Source organism: Asaia krungthepensis NRIC 0535 (genome assembly GCF_025995175.1).
In the GTDB taxonomy this organism is placed as follows: domain Bacteria; phylum Pseudomonadota; class Alphaproteobacteria; order Acetobacterales; family Acetobacteraceae; genus Asaia; species Asaia krungthepensis.
On the sequence record NZ_BAPV01000004.1, the window covers coordinates 267,832 to 285,520 of the forward strand.

The 17,689-nt window shown below is 61.1% G+C and carries 15 protein-coding genes; 4 read left to right on the top strand and 11 right to left on the bottom strand.

Features of this window, described 5'->3' with window-relative positions:
• Positions 1-47 precede the first annotated feature (47 nt).
• Genes minD through AA0535_RS03720 form a run of 3 tightly spaced genes read left to right on the top strand, consistent with a single transcriptional unit; the run spans position 48 to position 1,529 of the window.
• On the top strand, positions 48-863 hold the full coding sequence (gene minD / locus AA0535_RS03710) for a septum site-determining protein MinD (RefSeq protein ID WP_264814544.1): 816 nt from the start codon (positions 48-50) through the stop codon (positions 861-863).
• Positions 860-1,132 (top strand): cell division topological specificity factor MinE, encoded by a 273-nt coding sequence (minE, locus tag AA0535_RS03715; protein ID WP_127100476.1) that lies wholly within the window; start codon positions 860-862, stop codon positions 1,130-1,132. Before minD ends, minE begins: the two co-directional genes overlap by 4 nt.
• The gene (locus tag AA0535_RS03720; protein WP_373319268.1) at positions 1,062-1,529 is read left to right on the top strand and encodes a YidB family protein; all 468 of its coding nucleotides are present in this window, start codon (positions 1,062-1,064) and stop codon (positions 1,527-1,529) included. Before minE ends, AA0535_RS03720 begins: the two co-directional genes overlap by 71 nt.
• 61 nt (positions 1,530-1,590) lie before the next feature.
• Here AA0535_RS03720 and AA0535_RS03725 read toward each other — a convergent pair whose 3' ends face one another.
• Positions 1,591-2,772 carry an SMP-30/gluconolactonase/LRE family protein gene (locus AA0535_RS03725; RefSeq protein ID WP_264814546.1) on the bottom strand — a complete coding sequence of 394 codons (1,182 nt, stop codon included), beginning with the start codon at positions 2,770-2,772 and terminating at the stop codon, positions 1,591-1,593.
• A 217-nt stretch (positions 2,773-2,989) separates the two neighbouring features.
• Between AA0535_RS03725 and AA0535_RS03730 the strand changes: the two genes are divergently transcribed.
• Positions 2,990-5,338: a TonB-dependent receptor gene (locus tag AA0535_RS03730; RefSeq protein WP_264814547.1), complete on the top strand. Its 2,349-nt coding sequence runs from the start codon at positions 2,990-2,992 to the stop codon at positions 5,336-5,338.
• Between the two features lie 82 nt (positions 5,339-5,420).
• Here AA0535_RS03730 and AA0535_RS03735 read toward each other — a convergent pair whose 3' ends face one another.
• The 10 genes from AA0535_RS03735 to AA0535_RS03780 all read right to left on the bottom strand — a co-directional run bounded on the left by AA0535_RS03735 (position 5,421) and on the right by AA0535_RS03780 (position 17,608).
• The gene (locus AA0535_RS03735) at positions 5,421-6,356 is read right to left on the bottom strand and encodes an ABC transporter ATP-binding protein (protein WP_264814548.1); all 936 of its coding nucleotides are present in this window, start codon (positions 6,354-6,356) and stop codon (positions 5,421-5,423) included.
• A complete protein-coding gene (locus tag AA0535_RS03740; RefSeq protein WP_264814550.1) occupies positions 6,353-7,300 on the bottom strand; it encodes an ABC transporter ATP-binding protein in 948 nt (315 codons plus the stop codon). Before AA0535_RS03740 ends, AA0535_RS03735 begins: the two co-directional genes overlap by 4 nt.
• The gene (locus AA0535_RS03745; protein WP_264814552.1) at positions 7,290-8,270 is read right to left on the bottom strand and encodes an ABC transporter permease; all 981 of its coding nucleotides are present in this window, start codon (positions 8,268-8,270) and stop codon (positions 7,290-7,292) included. Before AA0535_RS03745 ends, AA0535_RS03740 begins: the two co-directional genes overlap by 11 nt.
• Positions 8,267-9,253: an ABC transporter permease gene (locus AA0535_RS03750; RefSeq protein ID WP_373319269.1), complete on the bottom strand. Its 987-nt coding sequence runs from the start codon at positions 9,251-9,253 to the stop codon at positions 8,267-8,269. The genes AA0535_RS03745 and AA0535_RS03750 overlap by 4 nt, the downstream gene beginning before the upstream one ends.
• Positions 9,254-9,367: 114 nt before the next feature.
• Positions 9,368-10,378: a DNA polymerase III subunit delta gene (gene holA, locus AA0535_RS03755; RefSeq protein WP_264814554.1), complete on the bottom strand. Its 1,011-nt coding sequence runs from the start codon at positions 10,376-10,378 to the stop codon at positions 9,368-9,370.
• A 6-nt stretch (positions 10,379-10,384) separates the two neighbouring features.
• A complete protein-coding gene (locus AA0535_RS03760; protein ID WP_264814555.1) occupies positions 10,385-11,035 on the bottom strand; it encodes a hypothetical protein in 651 nt (216 codons plus the stop codon).
• Positions 11,036-11,039: 4 nt separating this feature from the next.
• Complete coding sequence (gene leuS / locus AA0535_RS03765; protein WP_264814556.1) at positions 11,040-13,637, bottom strand: leucine--tRNA ligase; 2,598 nt, start codon at positions 13,635-13,637, stop codon at positions 11,040-11,042.
• Positions 13,638-13,684: 47 nt separating this feature from the next.
• Positions 13,685-14,119, bottom strand: coding sequence for a DUF3576 domain-containing protein (locus AA0535_RS03770; RefSeq protein ID WP_233581948.1), 435 nt, complete (start codon positions 14,117-14,119; stop codon positions 13,685-13,687).
• Between the two features lie 291 nt (positions 14,120-14,410).
• Positions 14,411-16,522, bottom strand: a complete 2,112-nt coding sequence (locus AA0535_RS03775) for a hypothetical protein (protein ID WP_264814557.1) — start codon at positions 16,520-16,522, stop codon at positions 14,411-14,413.
• Between the two features lie 801 nt (positions 16,523-17,323).
• Positions 17,324-17,608, bottom strand: coding sequence for a hypothetical protein (locus AA0535_RS03780; protein ID WP_264814558.1), 285 nt, complete (start codon positions 17,606-17,608; stop codon positions 17,324-17,326).
• Between the last annotated feature and the right edge of the window lie 81 nt (positions 17,609-17,689).

Here is a 17,689-nt window from a genome sequence, read left to right on the forward strand (position 1 = left end):
ACCATAGGGATTGCGGTGGTTTCCGTTTGAGTTTTGGTGGAGCGCACATGGCTAAGGTGCTGGTAGTCACATCCGGTAAGGGCGGGGTCGGCAAGACGACCACGACAGCAGCACTGGGTGCCGCTCTCGCCCAGTCGGGTCAGAATGTCGTGGTGATCGATTTCGATGTCGGTCTGCGCAACCTCGATCTGGTCATGGGCGCCGAGCGCCGCGTCGTGTTCGACTTTATCAATGTGGTCCAGGGCGATGCCAAGCTCTCCCAGGCCCTGATCCGCGACAAGCGCGTCGAGACGCTTTCGATCCTGCCTGCCTCGCAGACACGCGACAAGGATGCCCTGACCGCTGAAGGCGTGGCGCAGGTCATTGAAGAGCTGCGTGACAAGTTCGACTGGATCATCTGCGACAGCCCGGCAGGGATCGAGCGCGGGGCCCAGATGGCCATGTATCATGCCGATATCGCCGTGGTCGTGACCAATCCGGAAGTCAGCTCGGTGCGCGACAGCGACCGCATTATCGGCATGCTCGACAGCACGACGGAAAAAGCCAAGAACGGCGAGAAGGTTGAAAAGCACCTTCTCATGACCCGTTACGACCCGTCCCGCGCTGCAAAGGGCGAGATGCTGAATACGGAAGATGTGCTCGAAATCCTGTCCATCCCGCTTCTCGGCATCGTCCCAGAAAGCGAGGAAGTGCTGCGCGCTTCCAACGTGGGTGCTCCGGTGACGCTCTCGAACCCCGAATCTGCTCCGGCACGGGCCTATTTCGATGCGGCGCGCCGCCTTCAGGGTGAGAAGCTGGAAATCCAGATCCCTGTTGAGCGCAAGGGGCTGCTCGACTGGCTGTTCAAGAAGAGGGTCGCATGAGCCTGTTCGGACTTTTCACCAAGCGCAACACCAGCGCTGTCGCGCGCGACCGGCTGCAGATCCTGCTCGCTCACGAGCGCTCGGGAAATGGCAACTCGGAACTGATCAGTCAGTTACATCGTGAGATCCTTGAGGTGATCAAGCGCCATGTGGCGGTGGATCAGGACAAGGTTCAGGTCAAGCTCGATGGCGGCCTCGATGGATGCTCGGTGCTCGAGATCGATATCGAGATGCCGCAGATTGACAAGGAAACGCGGCGTTCGGCCTGACATATCAGGCCCGCCCATAATTCGGAGAGCAGGTTTGAGTGGTTTTTTCGGGTCGATGATCAATTCCGCCCTTGGTTCCGTGGGCGACAAGCTCAGGGAAAAGCTGGGCGGGAGCATTGGTGAATATCTCACCAGTGAGCAGGGCATCCAGACGCTGATGGATCAGGCGAGACGCGCCGGTCTGGAGGACAAGGTCCGTTCCTGGATCGGTTCCGGCGAGAATTTGCCTATCTCCGCCGATGAGCTGCGCTCGCTTCTGACCGACGAACAGATCCAGATGCTTGTTGCGAAAACCGGCCTTCCGGCAGGGGCGCTTCTCCCCGCGCTGGCGCAGTTCCTCCCGTCGGTGGTCGATCATCATACCAATGAGCAGGGAACGCCCACGCCGGAGGCATAGCATCATCAGTCTGCTGACCCGGAAGAGCCGGATCGGATACCCGATCCGGCTCTTTGACGTTTCAGCCCTGCTTTCCAGTCGGGAGGGCATCGAGGGGCTTGAGGGGTTCGACAGGAAAGCGGATCAGGAGATAGGGCGGCTTACGACGGTTTTCGCCCTTGTTGAATGAAGGCAGCCGGTTCCACTGCCCGAGGGTGCAATAAATCCATTCCGGGGTGGCACAGATCCCGTCAGGGGAAAGAATACGGGCATCGCGCACGGCCATGGATATCGCACCGTCCGGATCGCGACGCAGAATGCAGTCATGCTCGTAATTGGTGGTGTACAGGCGACCGTGCCGGTCGAAACACAGCCCGTCCGCTGTTCCCTTTTCCCCTTCATCGCGTATCTGCGCACCCAGTGCATCATCCGACAGACTCTGATCTGCGAGCGTTTTTGTCGGGATGCTGTACAGGCGACGGCTGGTCAGGGGGGCAAAGTAGACCCGCGACTCATCGGGTAGCAGGGCAATGCCATCGGCCCCGCCCGAGACCATTTCAGGGTGATGGGGAATGTAACGCCGTGGCTCACCCTCCACGATCGCCATGAAACCCGATACCGCCTGTGTCGAAGGGTGGTGTGCCAGAACGCGCTTTGTACGCCCCGTGGCGATATCGGCAACGATCATGGCGGGTTCAGTCCCGAAGGAAGAGTCTGTCACAAAGACCGTCCCCTTCGCCCCGACAGACAGCGCGACGCGCAGATCATTCATATGGCTATCGGGCCGCATGGCGGGGGCCTCAAGCAGGATCTTGTGCACCACCTGATTGCTTACGGGGTCGATACACAGGATCTTGGCGGCCCCTTGAGGGATATCGTGCCCCGCAAGCTTGCCATCATCGATCACCCAGAGACGCCCGGCCGAATCATGGGTGATTCCATGCACGGACATCAGTCTGTCGGCGGGGCCTTTGTCCGAGGGCAGGCTGAGTTCGGCAGAAGGGTAAGGCACCACCACACCACCCTTGATTTCGCCCAGCGTCGCGCCGGGGTGATTATCGGCATGGCGCGGGAAACTCACGAACATGCGTCCATCGGGCAGAACGACCACGCCTGACGGTCCTGGCCCTTCGAAACGCGCTACCACATCGAAATCTCCGGACGAACTCGTCCCGTCATCGGCGTTTCCCGCTGCAAGGGCGGGTGTCGCCAGCCCCATCGCGGGGGCGAGGGAGGCGGCTGAAAGAAAGGAGCGGCGCTTCATGACGGGATGACCTCATTCGCGGGTGCATAGGTTTTCAACGAACGCCGAGCACTGCATCCGGCTTCCTGCCTAAATTGCTTTTCATGGTGGGGGCCTGTCGCCTATTTGTCACACTCTGCAATAGAGGCGCTCTCGGCCTTTGGTAGCTATTGTTATGTTATATCATACAGAATAGGAACGAAGCCGATATATTCCGTTCCCAGCCTGTTGGATTGTCATGATGTCACCCCGCTCCCTGTGGTCGGCCAGCCTGCTTCTGTCCTGCTCCGTCGTCGCTCTGACCCTTCCCGCTCACGCGCAGTCTGTCGCCTCGAATGCCAGCAGCGTGCAGCCGACAAAGCCTTCCGCCGCACCGGCAACTCGCACGACTGCAAAAGGGTCCAAGGTTACGGCTCCGACGGTTGCAGCAGAGGCGCCCGATGCCGGGTCACGTACGTCTTTCGACGATCATGGCGCAGTGTCTCCCGCCAGTGGAGAAGCGAGCCATGAGGAACATATCATCGTCAACGCCCGTCTCGACGAGATACGCTCCTCGCTACAATCCTCGACCGGTGCCACGACCTATCGCTTTACCCGGCGCGATATCGAGACCAATCCGGGTGGCGATAACGCCCCGCTCAATACCCTGCTGCTCCAGGCCCCCGGCGTCGCGCAGGACAGCTTCGGCCAGATCCATGTGCGTGGCGATCATAACGAAGTGCAGTTCCGTCTCGACGGCGTGCAGTTGCCTGAGGGGCTGAGCGTTTTCGGTCAGGCACTCATGACACGCTTCGCCCATTCCGCATCGCTCACCACGGGCGCGCTTCCCAGCGAATACGGTTTTCTGCAGGCCGGTGTGATCGATATCACCACCAAGAATGGCAGCGCCGATCCGGGCGGGGATGCCTCGATCTATGGCGGGGCACGCGACTATTTCTTCCCGTCGCTGCAATATGGCGGCCATGCCGGGAAATGGGATTTCTTTGCCACGGGTGACTTCGTGCATAACCGCGTTGGCGTCGAGAACCCCACATCGAGCTTCAACCCCATCCATGATCTGAGCAACCAGTATCATGCGCTCGGGCATCTGCGGTACACGGCCGATGAGAACACCCGTATCAGCCTGACGGGCGGCGTCTCGAACGCGCAGTACCAGCTTCCCAATAATCCGGGCCAGCAGCGGCAATTTGCCAATCCGAGCTTTCTGGACTCCTCCCTGTCGCAACAGGTCTATGGGAGCGTGGACAGCGCCAGCCTGAACGAGCGCCAGAAGGAAATCACCGATTTCGGTATTCTCTCGCTGCAGAAGGATATGGGCAAGGTCAGCCTGCAAAGCTCGATCATGACCCGCTATTCCTCACTCGGCTATTCACCCGATCCGCTGGGCGACCTGGTCTATAACGGCATCAGCCAGCATGCCGCCCGCTCGGTCTTCTCAACCGGGTCGCAGACCGATGTGACATGGCATGCCAACCGTCAGCATACGGTGCGTTTTGGCTATCAGGTCTATGTCGAACGCAACAGTTCCAAGACGGACTCCATCGTCTATCAGCAGACCGGCGCCGAGGATGACGGCACGCCCATCTATGACGGCACCACCACCAATGTGCATGACGGCAGCGGGCGCACGGGCTGGATGTATGGGCTCTATGCGCAGGACGAATGGCGTCCCGTGCGCAACCTGACCATCAATTATGGTCTGCGCTTCGATGGCGTGGATGAGTACACCCATTCCAAGCAGGTCAGCCCACGCCTGAACATTGTCTGGCGCGCCTGGCGTGGCGGCGTGCTCCATGCGGGCTATTCGCGCTATTTCACCCCGCCGCCGTTCGAGCTTGTCTCGAACACCTCGCTTTATAAATTCGTCGGCACCTCGAACGAACCCCAGACGCTGCAGAACAATACGGTCAAGGCAGAGCGCGACCATTACTTCGACGCGGGCGTCACCCAGTCGCTGCTGCCGGGCTGGCACGCCTCATTCGACGCCTATGTGAAGCTCGCAAAAAACATGATCGATGAGGGGCAGTTCGGCGCGCCCATCATTCTCTCCGCGTTCAATTACCGTCGCGGTCAGGTCAATGGCTACGAACTCTCGACCAATTACGAGCATGGCCCGCTGTCGCTCTACGGCAATGCGGCCTGGTCGCGCGCTATCGGCAAGGACATCACCACCGCCCAGTGGACGATGGACCCGGACGACCTCGCCTATACCGCCCATCGCTGGATCCATCTCGACCATGATCAGCGTTGGACCGCCTCCGCTGGCGGCAGCTACTCCTTCTTCTATCATACCGGCCATCCCACGCGGGTTTCCGCCTCCATGGTCTATGGCAGTGGCCTGCGTGCTGACGGCCTCGTCCCGAATGGCCGTTCCGTACCGATCTACGCCACTTTCAATCTTTCCCTTGTCCAGTCCTTCAAGGATCTGTTCCGCGTGCCGTTCCTCAAGCGCACGGAACTCCGCCTCGATGTGCTGAACCTGTTCGACAAGAGCTACCAGATCCGCGACGGTTCCGGCATTGGCGTCGGTGCACCGCAATATGGCCTGCGTCGCACCATCCTGACGGGTATCTCACAGCGCTTCTGAGACAAGGCATTTTTCCGGGGCACAACTTCACCGCCCCGGAAAAATACATCCGCCTCCCCAATCCGGTTGGGGCCGCTGCGGCCTAGCTTGCCAGCGGATAATGGCAGGCGACTTTTCGACCATCCCCGACGTGAATCAGAGCCGGCCTCTCAGCCGCGCAACGGGGCTGGGCGATCGGGCAGCGCGTATGAAAACGGCAGCCAGGCGGCGGCGAAAGCGGGCTCGGTACGTCCCCCTGCAATGGCGCTCCAAGGGGCTTTCCCGGTTGAGGGACGGCATCCACAAGCGCGCGCGTGTAGGGATGGAACGGCACAGCAAGGACGGAGAGCGTCTCGCCCTCCTCCACAATTCCGCCCAGATACATGACCGCCATCCGATCGGCGATCTGACGCACAACAGCGAGGTCGTGCGAGATGAACAGACAGGCCAGGTCGAGATCGGCCTGCAGATCGCGCAGCAGATTGATAATCTGCGCCTGCACCGACACATCGAGCGCAGAGACAGGCTCGTCCGCCACGATCAATTGCGGCGCAAGGGCAATGGCCCGTGCAATGTTCAGCCTCTGGCGCTGCCCCCCCGACAGGGCAGCCGGGTAGCGATCGTAAAAGGCCGGTGAGAGCCCGACACGCTCGAGCAGCGCCGTCAGGCTCTGGCGGGACCATGGCCGCTTGTGGATGCGAAAGGGTTCGGCCAGGGCCTGCCCGATTGTCCAGCGCGGATTGAAAGCCGAGCCTGAGTCCTGGAACACCATCTGCAATCTGCCACGCAGAACACGCATGGCCTTTGTAGAAAGCGTCGCCAGATCCTGACCTTCGAAAATGACCTGCCCCCTGTCGGGACGATCGAACCCCATGAGCAGGCGCCCAAGCGTCGACTTCCCGCACCCTGACTCCCCGACCAGAGCGAGGGCCTCGCCTCGTGCAAGCGCGAGCGAGACATCGTCCACGGCACGCAGCTTTCCGCCACTCCCGACGGTATAGGTTCGTGCCAATTCATTGGCCTGAAGCAGCATGGTCATGCGTATAGCACGCAGGCGACCTGATGATTCCCCCGGCTTCTGAAGACGGGCCTCATCTGGCATCGCGCCTCAACCGACGCGCAGCGCGGGGCGAACACACAGCCAGAAGGCCGAGCATTCGGCGCAGGGGGGGCGCCTTCGATAACCGGCAACCGGTCGGGCCTCGGACCTGACAGGGGCGGAATCGCCCGCAGCAATGCCTGGGTGTAAGGGTGCAGAGGCGTCTTCAGGATTGCCTCGACCGGACCGCTCTCGATCACCACCCCCGCATAGAGCACGGCCACATGCGTGCAGCTTTGCGCAACCACACCCATGTCATGGGTGATCAGCATGACACTGGCATCGCGCGCACCGATCTCACGCAGGAGAACCAGTATCTGCGCCTGAACGGTCACGTCGAGCGCGGTTGTCGGCTCATCGGCAATCAGCAATTCAGGATCGCAGGACAAGGCCATGGCGATCATGGCCCTCTGTCTCAACCCACCCGAGAGTTCATGCGGGTAACGCTCTGCCGTACGCTCCGGAGAGGGCACACCCATGCGCCCCAGCAGCGAGACGACACGGGCGCGGGCCTCGCGCCGGGAAAGCGGCAAGTGCAGTCTGATCTGCTCTTCAATCTGGGCACCAATGCGACGAACCGGCAAAAACGCTGACATCGGATCCTGAAAGATCATTGCAGCACGCCTGCCCCGGAAGCCCTGCCATTCACGCGCTGTGAAATGCGTCAGATCCTGTCCATCGAACATCATCGTGCCGGTCAGTCTTCCCGCAGGATGCAGTCCGAGAACACTAAGGCCTGTCAGGCTCTTGCCAGAGCCGGATTCACCGACCACACCGAGAATCTGGCCTCTTTCGAGGGTGAGCGAGACACCGTCGAGCAGCACCCCGGCCCTGGGATGTTCGAGACGCAGATCGCGCAGGGAGAGCAGCGCCTTACTGCCCATGCGACCCCCGCCCGATACGGGGGTCGAGCAGGCGATAAAGCCCATCGATCAGGGCATTGGCAATCACCACAAAAAAGGCGGCGTAGAGCACTGTCGCCATGATCAGTGGCAGGTCGAGCGTGCTCAGCCCCTGATAGGTAAGATGCCCCACCCCCGGCAGGGCAAAAACGACTTCGGTGAGCAATGCCCCTCCCCCCAGAAGCTGTGCGAAATCGAGCCCGAAAAGTGACAGCGCGCTGAGACCGGACAGTCGAAGCGCATGGGCGAACCAAAGCCGCCACGGCCCCGCTCCCTTGGCGCGGGCGGTACGCAGGGAGTCATCCTGCATCGCAGTCAGCAGATCGGTGCGCAGGACGCGGCTGTACAGACCGATGAACGCCACAGAGAGAGTCATGGCTGGCAGGATCAGCCCCTTTGCCCAGGACACGGGATCGGTTGTGAACGGTACATAGCCCAGCGGCGGCACCCATCTGAACAGCCAGGTTTCGTGAAAGCGGCTCTGACTCACAAGATTGACCATTTCACCCAGCCAGAAGACCGGCATGGAAAGCCCCACCAGAGCGAGTATGGAAATCAGCCGATCGAGCAGGCTGCCTTGCCATGCGGCGCCGAGCAGACCGAAAACCAGCGCTCCTGCCACCCAGAAGATCGCTGCGAAAGCGACCAGCGAAAGCGTGACGGGCGCGGCGTCAAAAACCTCCTCCACCACATTCTGCCCGTGATTGACGTAGGACGTCAGGTTCCGGGAGATGAACAGATGGTCCATCATCGTGAGATACCGGACCGGTAAGGCACGATCGAACCCGTAGGCATGACGCACACGTGCCACCACCTCGGGACTGGCGCCGCGCCCTGCGATACGGGCTGACGGGTCCGAGCCCGGTGTTGCAAAGAACACGGCAAAGACCAGCACCGAGATACCGAACAGGACGAGTAGCATCTGGCCCAGACGGGAGAGAAAACCCTTCATCTCTGCCCCTTCGCCCTGAGCTCTGCTTGGGCGGCATCCCCCAGCGCATTCAGGCAGAGCACGGTCACGATGATCGCCAGTCCGGGCGCAATCGCCACCACAGGGCGGCTATAGATCAGCCCCTCGCCATCATGGATGAGGCTCCCCCACGATGCCGCAGGAGCCTGCACACCGAGACTGAGAAAAGACAGAGCCGATTCTGCCAGCAAGCACAGGGCCATGATCAGAGGGGCCAGAACCAGTACGGTCTCTGCCAGAAGGGGAAGGATCTCGCGCAGCACGATACGCCATGACGATGCCCCCAGCCCCCTCGCCGCCAGAACGAAACCGGCATTGGACAGGCTCTTGGTGCGCGCGCGTATGGGGCGCGCCGCGTAGGGCACGTAGATCAGCGCGATGATGACGATCGGCAGCAAAAGGGAATCGGCGCTCAGATGAAACGGCCCGAGAGAGAGATCATGACCGATCGTGACCACGCTCAGGCTGATGGCGAAGAGATAGACCGGAACGGCCCAAAGGATATCGAGCAGCCGCGAAATCAGGAGATCGACCCATCCGCCGCAATATCCGGCAATCAGCCCGCATGACGTGGCGGCAATCAGGGAGAGGCAGGCCGCGCTGATCGCGATCAACAGCGAACTGCGTCCGCCATAGAGCAGTCTTGCGGCAACATCGCGCCCCTGGGAGTCGGCGCCAAGGGCATAAGCCCCCCAGCGCCATGAGGGACCAATGGGCGACAAACCGAGGTGGAGAGGGTTGTCATTGGCCTGCATGACATCCTGCATCGTGCCATTGCGCATGACGGATCCGGCAAGGTTCGATTCCATCGGGTCGACCCCGATGACGTGCGCGTAGAGCGGCGCAGCAAGAGCCGCCATGATCAGGAGGCAAAGGATGCAGGCAGCACAGAGCGCCGAACGACGCCGCAACAGGAACTCCCACAGGGCTGAGACACTCATCGCGCGGACACGACGCTCAGGCATGTTCCATAGGGCCCGGCAGATGGAATATCGGCACAGTCGATTGTCAGCTCTCCCCGGTGTAGCCCACCCACAATGTCAGGACAGATACAGGGGTGGCAGATGCCGGAAATGATTTCAACGCTGGAATGAACGTGGGCCGAGACAAAGCTGGGCAATGAGGCGTCGCGACAGGGCGAGATCGGGAGAGCCAGTCTGTTTGCACGCAAGCTCGAACCCCTGCACCGCCTCGCAGGCGCGGACGAGACCCGGGCGGTCCCAGCGTTCCAGCGCCTTGGTGAAGCTGTCCACCTTCTTGAAGAAAACCGGTGGCCTCAGCATCTTCACAGCTTCCTGTCGCGATTTCCCCTCATCCATCCAGTCGAGAACGCGCAGCAGACGCGTCATGAGAGACAGGCAGGCCCGTGCCAGAGCAATCGGTGAGAGGCCATCGGCCAAAGCACGCTCGAGAGCGATATCGGCCACGGCACGGTCACCGGCCATCGCTGCCGATGTGGCGTCATCGAGCGTGGCCCCAGCCGAATCGCCTATACATTCCTGACATTCATCGAGGCTCAGCTTGCCGCTCTCCCCGGCATAGAGGACCAGCTTTTCCACTTCGCTGCGGACGGCAGCCCGGTCCGCTCCGAGTACCGAGGAGAGCCAGAAAAGCGCGTCGCGATCGACGGCGATTCCGGCCTCGCGGAACAGATCGGCCAGGGATGCGATGAGCGTGCGACCCTCTTCCGGGTAACAGCCAATGGCCGCGATCTTCGGATGGGCATCGAGCGCGGCACGAAGTTTGGCCCGAGAGGCAAGGCCGGGCGCCTCGATCACGAGCAGGGTATCGCTCTCGATTTGCAGAGCCGCCGTCACACGTGCCAGCACAGCATCCTGCGCGTCGCGAACCCAGACGGCACGTCGCCCACCAATGAGCGACAACGCGCCGATCTCCTCCTCGATGCGACCATGCTGTTCCTGGTCGAGCACAGCCACACGAAACGGATCATCCAGGGATTCCGCTACCAGCCGCACGCATTGCGCAGCACGCTCACGAATCAGACCAAGATCATCGCCGTAGAGCAGAACCCCGCGCCACTTGCCGATCTCGGCCAGTGTGCGCGCAGTCGAGCGGGCATCGATCTTCATCCGCCCTCAGTTATCCGTGCTGTTCAGATCGGTACGTCCCGTGGCAGCCGCCGGGAAACCATCCGGTCCGGCCTTTTCATAGGGCTGGCCGTTCTGTGTCGGCATGGCATTGGGGTCGAAGTAGGAAGGAACATCGGCGGCGTTATTGCGCGATGGCTTGATCTGGGATTTGAACCAGACGGCAATCTGCTGACGGATCGACCCGGCAAGGGTCTCTGCCAGTCGGGCCCGGACCGTCTCGTCGTTCAGCGTTTGGGCAAGATACTGCTCGAAGGTCGCATTGAAGCCGTCGAGCTGCGTCACGTCACCCTGCGCCAGAAGCCTGGGCGTCTGCTCGACCGTGTAGAGCGTCCAGTGCGCCGTACCGATCTCGCGGAAACGACCGGCGGTATTGTCGCTATGAATATCGATCACCGAGGCGTTCACGCCAAAATTCACATTGAGCGTGTAGCCGTCAGGCGCCTTCGTGCTGCCGCTACCCAGTTGTTCCTGAAGAGCCAGCCGCAGTTCCTGCCCCTGACGATCGGGGATATTCGCCACCCAGATACGCTGCAACTCATGATTCACGCGCGTCCCGCCTGCGCCGTTACTTCCATAAAGCGGCTGGAAACCGCAACCGCTCAGGGCCAGACCGGCAAGCAGGACAAGACGACGCATGGTTTCAGCCTGCCACAACGAAATTGACGATACGATTGGGCACATGGATGCGCTTGACGATGCGCTTTCCCTCGAGCATCCGCGCCACATTCGGTTCAGCCTCAGCCAGAGGCAAAACCATGTCGGACGGCGCATCGGGCGGCACCTCGATCGTGCCACGCAGCTTGCCCATGATCTGAACACCCAGCGTCACGCTGTCACGCGTCAGGAATTCTTCCAGCGCTTCCGGCCAGGCGCGTTCGACAACCATCGCCCCCTGCGGGTCAAGCAAGGCCACCATCTCTTCCGCCAGATGCGGCATCATGGGCGCCACGAGCAGGGACAGGGCAAGGGCAGCCTCGCGTCGTGCCGCGCCAATCCCCGCCTCGTTCGACTTCTCGGCCTCTGAAAGGGCCGCGCTCAACTCGTGCAGGCGAGCCACGGCCACGTTGGGCGTGAAGCCCTCCAGAGCCTCGGTCACGGCGCGAATGGTGCGATGCGTAGCCTGACGCAGGCTACGTCCGCCCTCGCCGAAGGCGGCATCCGACGGTACCTGTGTCGCAACGGACTGGATCAGACGGTAGAGCCGCTGCCCAAAGCGGGCAGACGCGGACACACCCGCTTCCGTCCATTCCATGTCACGTTCCGGCGGGCTGTCGGACAGGACGAACCAGCGCGCCGTATCAGCACCGAAGCGCTCAATGATCGCGGTCGGCGATACCGTATTGCGCTTAGACTTGGACATCTTCTCCAGACGGCCCTGCTGGACCGGCTGGCCGTTGTCGCGGCGCACATAACCATCGCCCGAACGCACAACGTCTTCCGGCGCAAGCCAGCCATTCTCGTCGCGATAGCTTTCATGGGTGATCATGCCCTGCGTGAAGAGCCCGGCAAAAGGCTCGTCCACATTCAGGTGACCGGTTTCATGCATGGCCCGGGTGAAGAACCGCGCGTAGAGCAGATGCAGGATCGCGTGCTCGATGCCGCCAATATACTGGTCGACAGGCAGCCAGCTATTGGCCGCAACCGGATCGGTGGGCGTGGCAGCATGAGGAGCGGTGAAGCGCGCAAAATACCATGAGCTATCGACAAACGTATCGAACGTATCGGTTTCGCGACGTGCCTTGGCACCGCATTGCGGGCAATCCACATGCTTCCAGCTCGGGTGATGATCGAGCGGATTGCCGGGACGATCGAATGTCACGTCCTCAGGTAGTTTGAGCGGGAGTTGGTCATCCGGCACCGGAACGGCACCGCAGCTATCGCAGTGAATGACCGGGATGGGGCAGCCCCAGTAGCGCTGACGAGAGATACCCCAGTCACGCAGACGCCAGTTCACGACGCTCCGCCCGATCCCCATGCCTTCGAGGCGCTCGATCGCCTTGCGCTTGCCCTCGACAATATCCAGCCCGTCAAGGAAGCCGGAATTGATGAGCGTGCCCTCACCGGTGACGGCCGTCTTGCCGACCGTGAATCCCGCCTGCTGCTCGCCTGTCGGTAGAATGACAGGGCGCACCGGCAGATCGTATTTGCGTGCGAAATCGAGATCGCGCTGGTCACCGCAGGGGCAGCCGAACACAGCGCCTGTGCCATATTCCATCAGCACGAAATTGGCGATCCAGACCGGCACGGTCTCGTCGGGCGCGAAGGGATTGCTGACACGCAGTCCCGTATCGATGCCGCGCTTTTCAGCAGCCTCGATCGCTTCCTCGGACGTGCCAAGACGCTGGCATTCCTCAATGAAGCCACGTACCGCCTCGTTCTCCCGTCCCACCTTGGCGGCAAGCGGGTGATCGGCCGCAATCGCCACGAAGCTCATACCGAAAAGCGTGTCGGGTCGCGTCGTGAAGACCTCGACAGAATCCAGATCGACATCGAACCCTTCCGGCGGCGCATGGAGCGCAAAACGCACCCGTGCGCCCTCGGAACGACCGATCCAGCGCTCCTGCATGACGCGCACGCGCGCTGGCCAGCGATCGAGCTTGTCCAGCCCTTCGAGCAGGGGCGCTGCAAAATCGGTGATCTTGAGGAACCACTGGGACAGACGCTTCTTTTCGATCAGCGCGCCGGAGCGCCAGCCACGGCCATCGACCACCTGCTCATTGGCCAGAACGGTGTTGTCCACCGGATCCCAGTTGACCGAGGATTCGCGTCGTTCAACGAGACCCTTGCGCCACATATCGAGGAACAGCTTCTGCTGATGACCGTAATATTCCGGGAGACAGGTCGCAATCTCACGCTCCCAATCCAGCGAAAAGCCCAGACGCTGCAAGGTGCCACGCATGGCAGCGATGTTGTCGAGTGTCCACTGCCCAGGATGCACGCCGCGCTCGCGCGCCGCGTTTTCGGCGGGGAGGCCGAACGCATCCCAGCCCATGGGATGCAGTACCGAGAAACCACGCGCGCGCTTGTAGCGCGCCACGACATCACCGAGCGCATAATTGCGCACATGGCCCATATGGAGCTGACCCGACGGATACGGAAACATCTCGAGCACGTAATATTTCGGCTTGTCGGCGGCAGGGTGGTCGTCTGCGGCGAAAGCGCGCACAGCGTCCCATTTTGCCTGCCATTCGGGCTCAGCCTTGGCGAAATCGTAGCCGAGTGTTTCTTGTTCCGTCATGATCTTCTGTCGTCTGTTCGCGTCACGTGGTCTTCAGTGCGGGAAAATCAGTCCCGATTGCCGTTATCGGCACGAAGCTGGCGTGCGCGGGCAAGGATGCGCGTTGTGATATCCGAGGTCGTGTTGTTGGCGACCGGGGTATCCACCCATTCACCCCCCTGCTTTTCCTGACGGAATACCGAAACGCGCAGCGCGTCCGAACGCAGGCGACGATCAAGGATGTAAGCCGCAATCTTGAAACGCTCATTCGTGCTGGCAGGCGGCTGATACCAGTCGGTCAGGATCACGCCACCGCTCGCATCGGCCGAGGCGAAGGGCATGAAGCTGAGCGTATCAATAGCACCGCGCCAGAGATAGGCGTTCACGCCGCCCTGAAGCTGGTCATCGCCACCCGTGGCACCGCGATCGACGCCGAGCAGATGGTTGCGGGGCTGGGTCAGGCTGTCGGGATCGCGCCCACCGCCACAGGCGCTCAGCGCCATCAGGGCGCAGAGCGGCAGAACGGGAAGGAACCGTCCCTTGAGTGACGTCGCCTTTGCGGGCGCGTTGAGAGGGGCGATCGGCTGCAAACGAGGTGTCATGTTGTCCCTATTAGACTGGCACTGGCCGCGTGTCGAAATCCCCGATCGCGGTACCCGCGTCCGGCTTCAACCACAGTTCATATCGCGCCCGCCCGATCACGCCAAGCGGGGCGTTGATTTATCCGCTGGGGATTCACCTGCCAGGGATTTACCGGGAGGCCCGCTCCCGGATCCCTCTGCCCGGCAGGACATCTATCCGTTGGGGATGCTGACCCGCTGAAGCATCTCACGCAGCCAGGCCTGCATCGACTGGGGCAGAAAAGCGTGACGAGACAGGATTCCTGCAATGGTGACATCCGGGACAAGACGCAGGAGATGGCGCTTCACGCGTTCTGTCTCTTCACCCATGCCGTGAGAGGCAAGTGCGACCAGATAATACAGAACCCCGGCGGCACTTCTTGGGTAAAGGCTGACGAAGGCTGCCCCAGCCTGTCTGGCCTCTTCGTTGTTTCCCGAGGCTTCGAGCACGAAAATGCTGAAGGGCTCGGACAGAACCGCGAGAGGCTGCGACGCGCGCAGGGCACGGAATTGCTGGATCTCCTCCTGCGCGATCTCTTTTTGTTCAGAGAGCAGCGCCTGGATTGCCTTGAGCGCATGGATGGAAGGCGAGATCGCGATGGCAGGAAAAACGCCCCCTGCGCCCGTATATTCGGCTGTCAGCGCCTTGGCCTCGTCCAGCTGACCGGGTGTGAATGTGCGGGTCAGCATCGACAACCACACCCCGAGCGGATTGGCGCGAAGCTGGATGGCCACGTAACCCGCCGCAGAGGCAATCTCTTCGATATCTTCCTGCGCGGAGGTCACCCAGGATTCCTGGTAGATGAAGAAGCGGATCAGCGAGCGCACATACAGGACAAAGACAGATTCCTGATCGGACTGATAAGCCCGCTCGGCAAGATCGGCCAGTTCAGTCGACAAGGTGAGGTCGCATCGCAGAAGCAGGGTCAGGGCCCTGACCGCCATCTGGAATGCCGACAATTCGGCGATCGGGCGCGACATCATGCGCTGCCCTTCCGACACAAAGAGCGACCACTGGAGCGACTTCATCACGTAGAACAGCAAGGCGCGCTGGGCTCGGGTGTCCTTCGGAAGCTCGAACCTGTCCGCCCAGACGACACTGCCTTCCTGGCGCAGGCTGAGCAGGCGGATGATCACATAGCCTTCCGAAGCGTCGTCATGTTCGGCATTGGCACGCACCAGCCCGGAGATCACATAATCCGTTCCCGGATTATGGGTATTCCCCAGCAAGGGCCCGGTATCGCCCTGCGGCGTCTCGGGGAACGGTACGACAGTGAAGGTCTGAAGCCCGACTAGCTTGACCTCGAGGCGCTCCGTCAGTTCGGCTGCAAGCGCGTCGGCATGCGCGCCTCCGGTCGCCTTGAGCGGGGCGACAGCGATCGAACCTAGGGTACGGGGCGGCGGGCCAGCCGATAGAAACGACCCCTCCCCTCCCCCCGAAGCAAAAAGTCCGGATGTCTCGACATGCATGTCGGCATGCACGAGGGCCGGATCGATCTCACCCGCGGCGCCATGGTGGGTCTTGGCATAAGAGTCGAAAGCGATACGCTCCTGCAGCCCCCGCACCAGCCCCATTGTAGCCGGACCGGGCACGGTGCCGAGCTGATCCTGGAAAAGCTGCACGACCTGATCGCCAAGAGCCGCTGCCTGGGCATATTCGCCCTTGGTCACCCAGGCCTGGATGCGTGCGCGCCAGGCCGCCTCGTTGAGGCCGTCGCGCAGCAACAGGTGATCCGCAGTTTCCAGAATGGCGTCCGGATCCACCTGGGTGCGCAGGGCGCTTTCGAAAAGCTGATAGATGTGGCGATTGAGGCGGGTGCGCTGCCCCTCGATCCATTCATTGAATGCTGGGTCGATACCGTTCAGCTCGCCAAGCAGCACCTCGCTCGGAGGGGGCAGTTCCCGCAGGATGGACTTGCCGCCATTGAGAATACGCTCGACATCGACCGAGGTGAGCGCCGGCTTGAGCGCAAGGGTGTGGCGCTGCACGTCGATCACATCGACACCAAGCGGACTCAGCGCGTCGAGAAGTCGGTGGATTTCCTGACGAAGCGATGCCCGCGCGAGGTCATCTGGTCGGCGGCTCCACAATAACTCGGCCAGATGGGAGCGCGCGACAGGTTTGCGGTCCGACAGGGCGAGAATAGCAAGTAATCCCTTCGTCTTCCCACCGACCGGGAGTACGCTTTCGCCTGTGAGCGTCGTGGCTTCCATGCGACCAATAAGTCGCAGACGCAGCAGGGTGGAATCGGTTTTTGCAACACCACGAAGGGCCAGATCGAACATTACTTCACGCTTTCTTTTCTTGGAGCCTTATATCACATCCCTGTCTCGGTTTTTTTACGAAACGTATTCTCCACCCCAGCATCGCGCGCAGTTGAAGGAAAAACGATAGTGCCGAGAGTGTGCTTGTCGCGGGTAACCCCTGGGGAAGAAACTTAAAGTAAATCTTCATTCTTGCCAGCATAAAGGAGGTGAAACTCTCGTTTGCGCGAGGGCAAAATGACTTACTAACAACAACGATCTTAGAATGACTTGCGAGTATTGCAACCGATCAGGGGGAACAGAAAAAATTGAAACCTCCCCCCTTGCCGGCGGAAAGCGCCCCCCCTAGACTGGCAATGGTGGTCCGCGTAGCTCAGCAGGATAGAGCACAGGATTCCTAGATTAATTGGGCGCCATGCTTGGAAACTTCATGGTGGATCTGCTCAAATTCGGGGAACGCTCTGGTCATCAGACCGTGCCAATCCCGAGCCAAACATAGTCGTGATCGCGGCTATGGAGGTGTAGAGACTGTACGGGCAGCGCCTGTCGTCCGGCTCATCCCGGACCAGGGCGAAGAGACAGTCCAGACCACGAACGACACGCATTGCGTGTCGGCGGCGAAAGCCGAAGTGGTATGAATCCTGGGGCCGTGGGTTCGAATCCCGCCGCGGACACCACCACCACTCCCGATACCCTCCCGTGTGATGTGCCGATTGACCGGAATCACGCCCCCTGTCGTCAGGGGCTCCCAGCGCGTGTCCACGTCATCGCCCGCGTGTGCTGGGAAGAGCCAGCCATACTGTCTTCCCCTCGCAATCCGTCTCAGAAAGCCACCGCCGTCATCTCGGGCGCGAACAATGCATGCAGAAGCAGCGCCAAAAGTACGATGGCAATCAGCACACCGAAAAGTCGACCGAAAAGGCGGAAGCAGACAACCACGAGCAGCAGAAGCAGCAAAGCCAACAAGGCTGTCTGGACCTGATGCGGCACGCCCAGTGCCTGAAGTCCTCTACGGGCCCATTCTTCAATAACAGCGATCACAGAAACGATCAGCGTGAATAAACCGATAATAAGACCAGTAATAACTGCAATAGTACTCTGTATCACGCCCTATCCCCCACTCACGGCCTGGAAGCCCGGCCCCGATCATCTTTTGCCATGGGGTTATCTGCCCGGCATCCTGTGTAG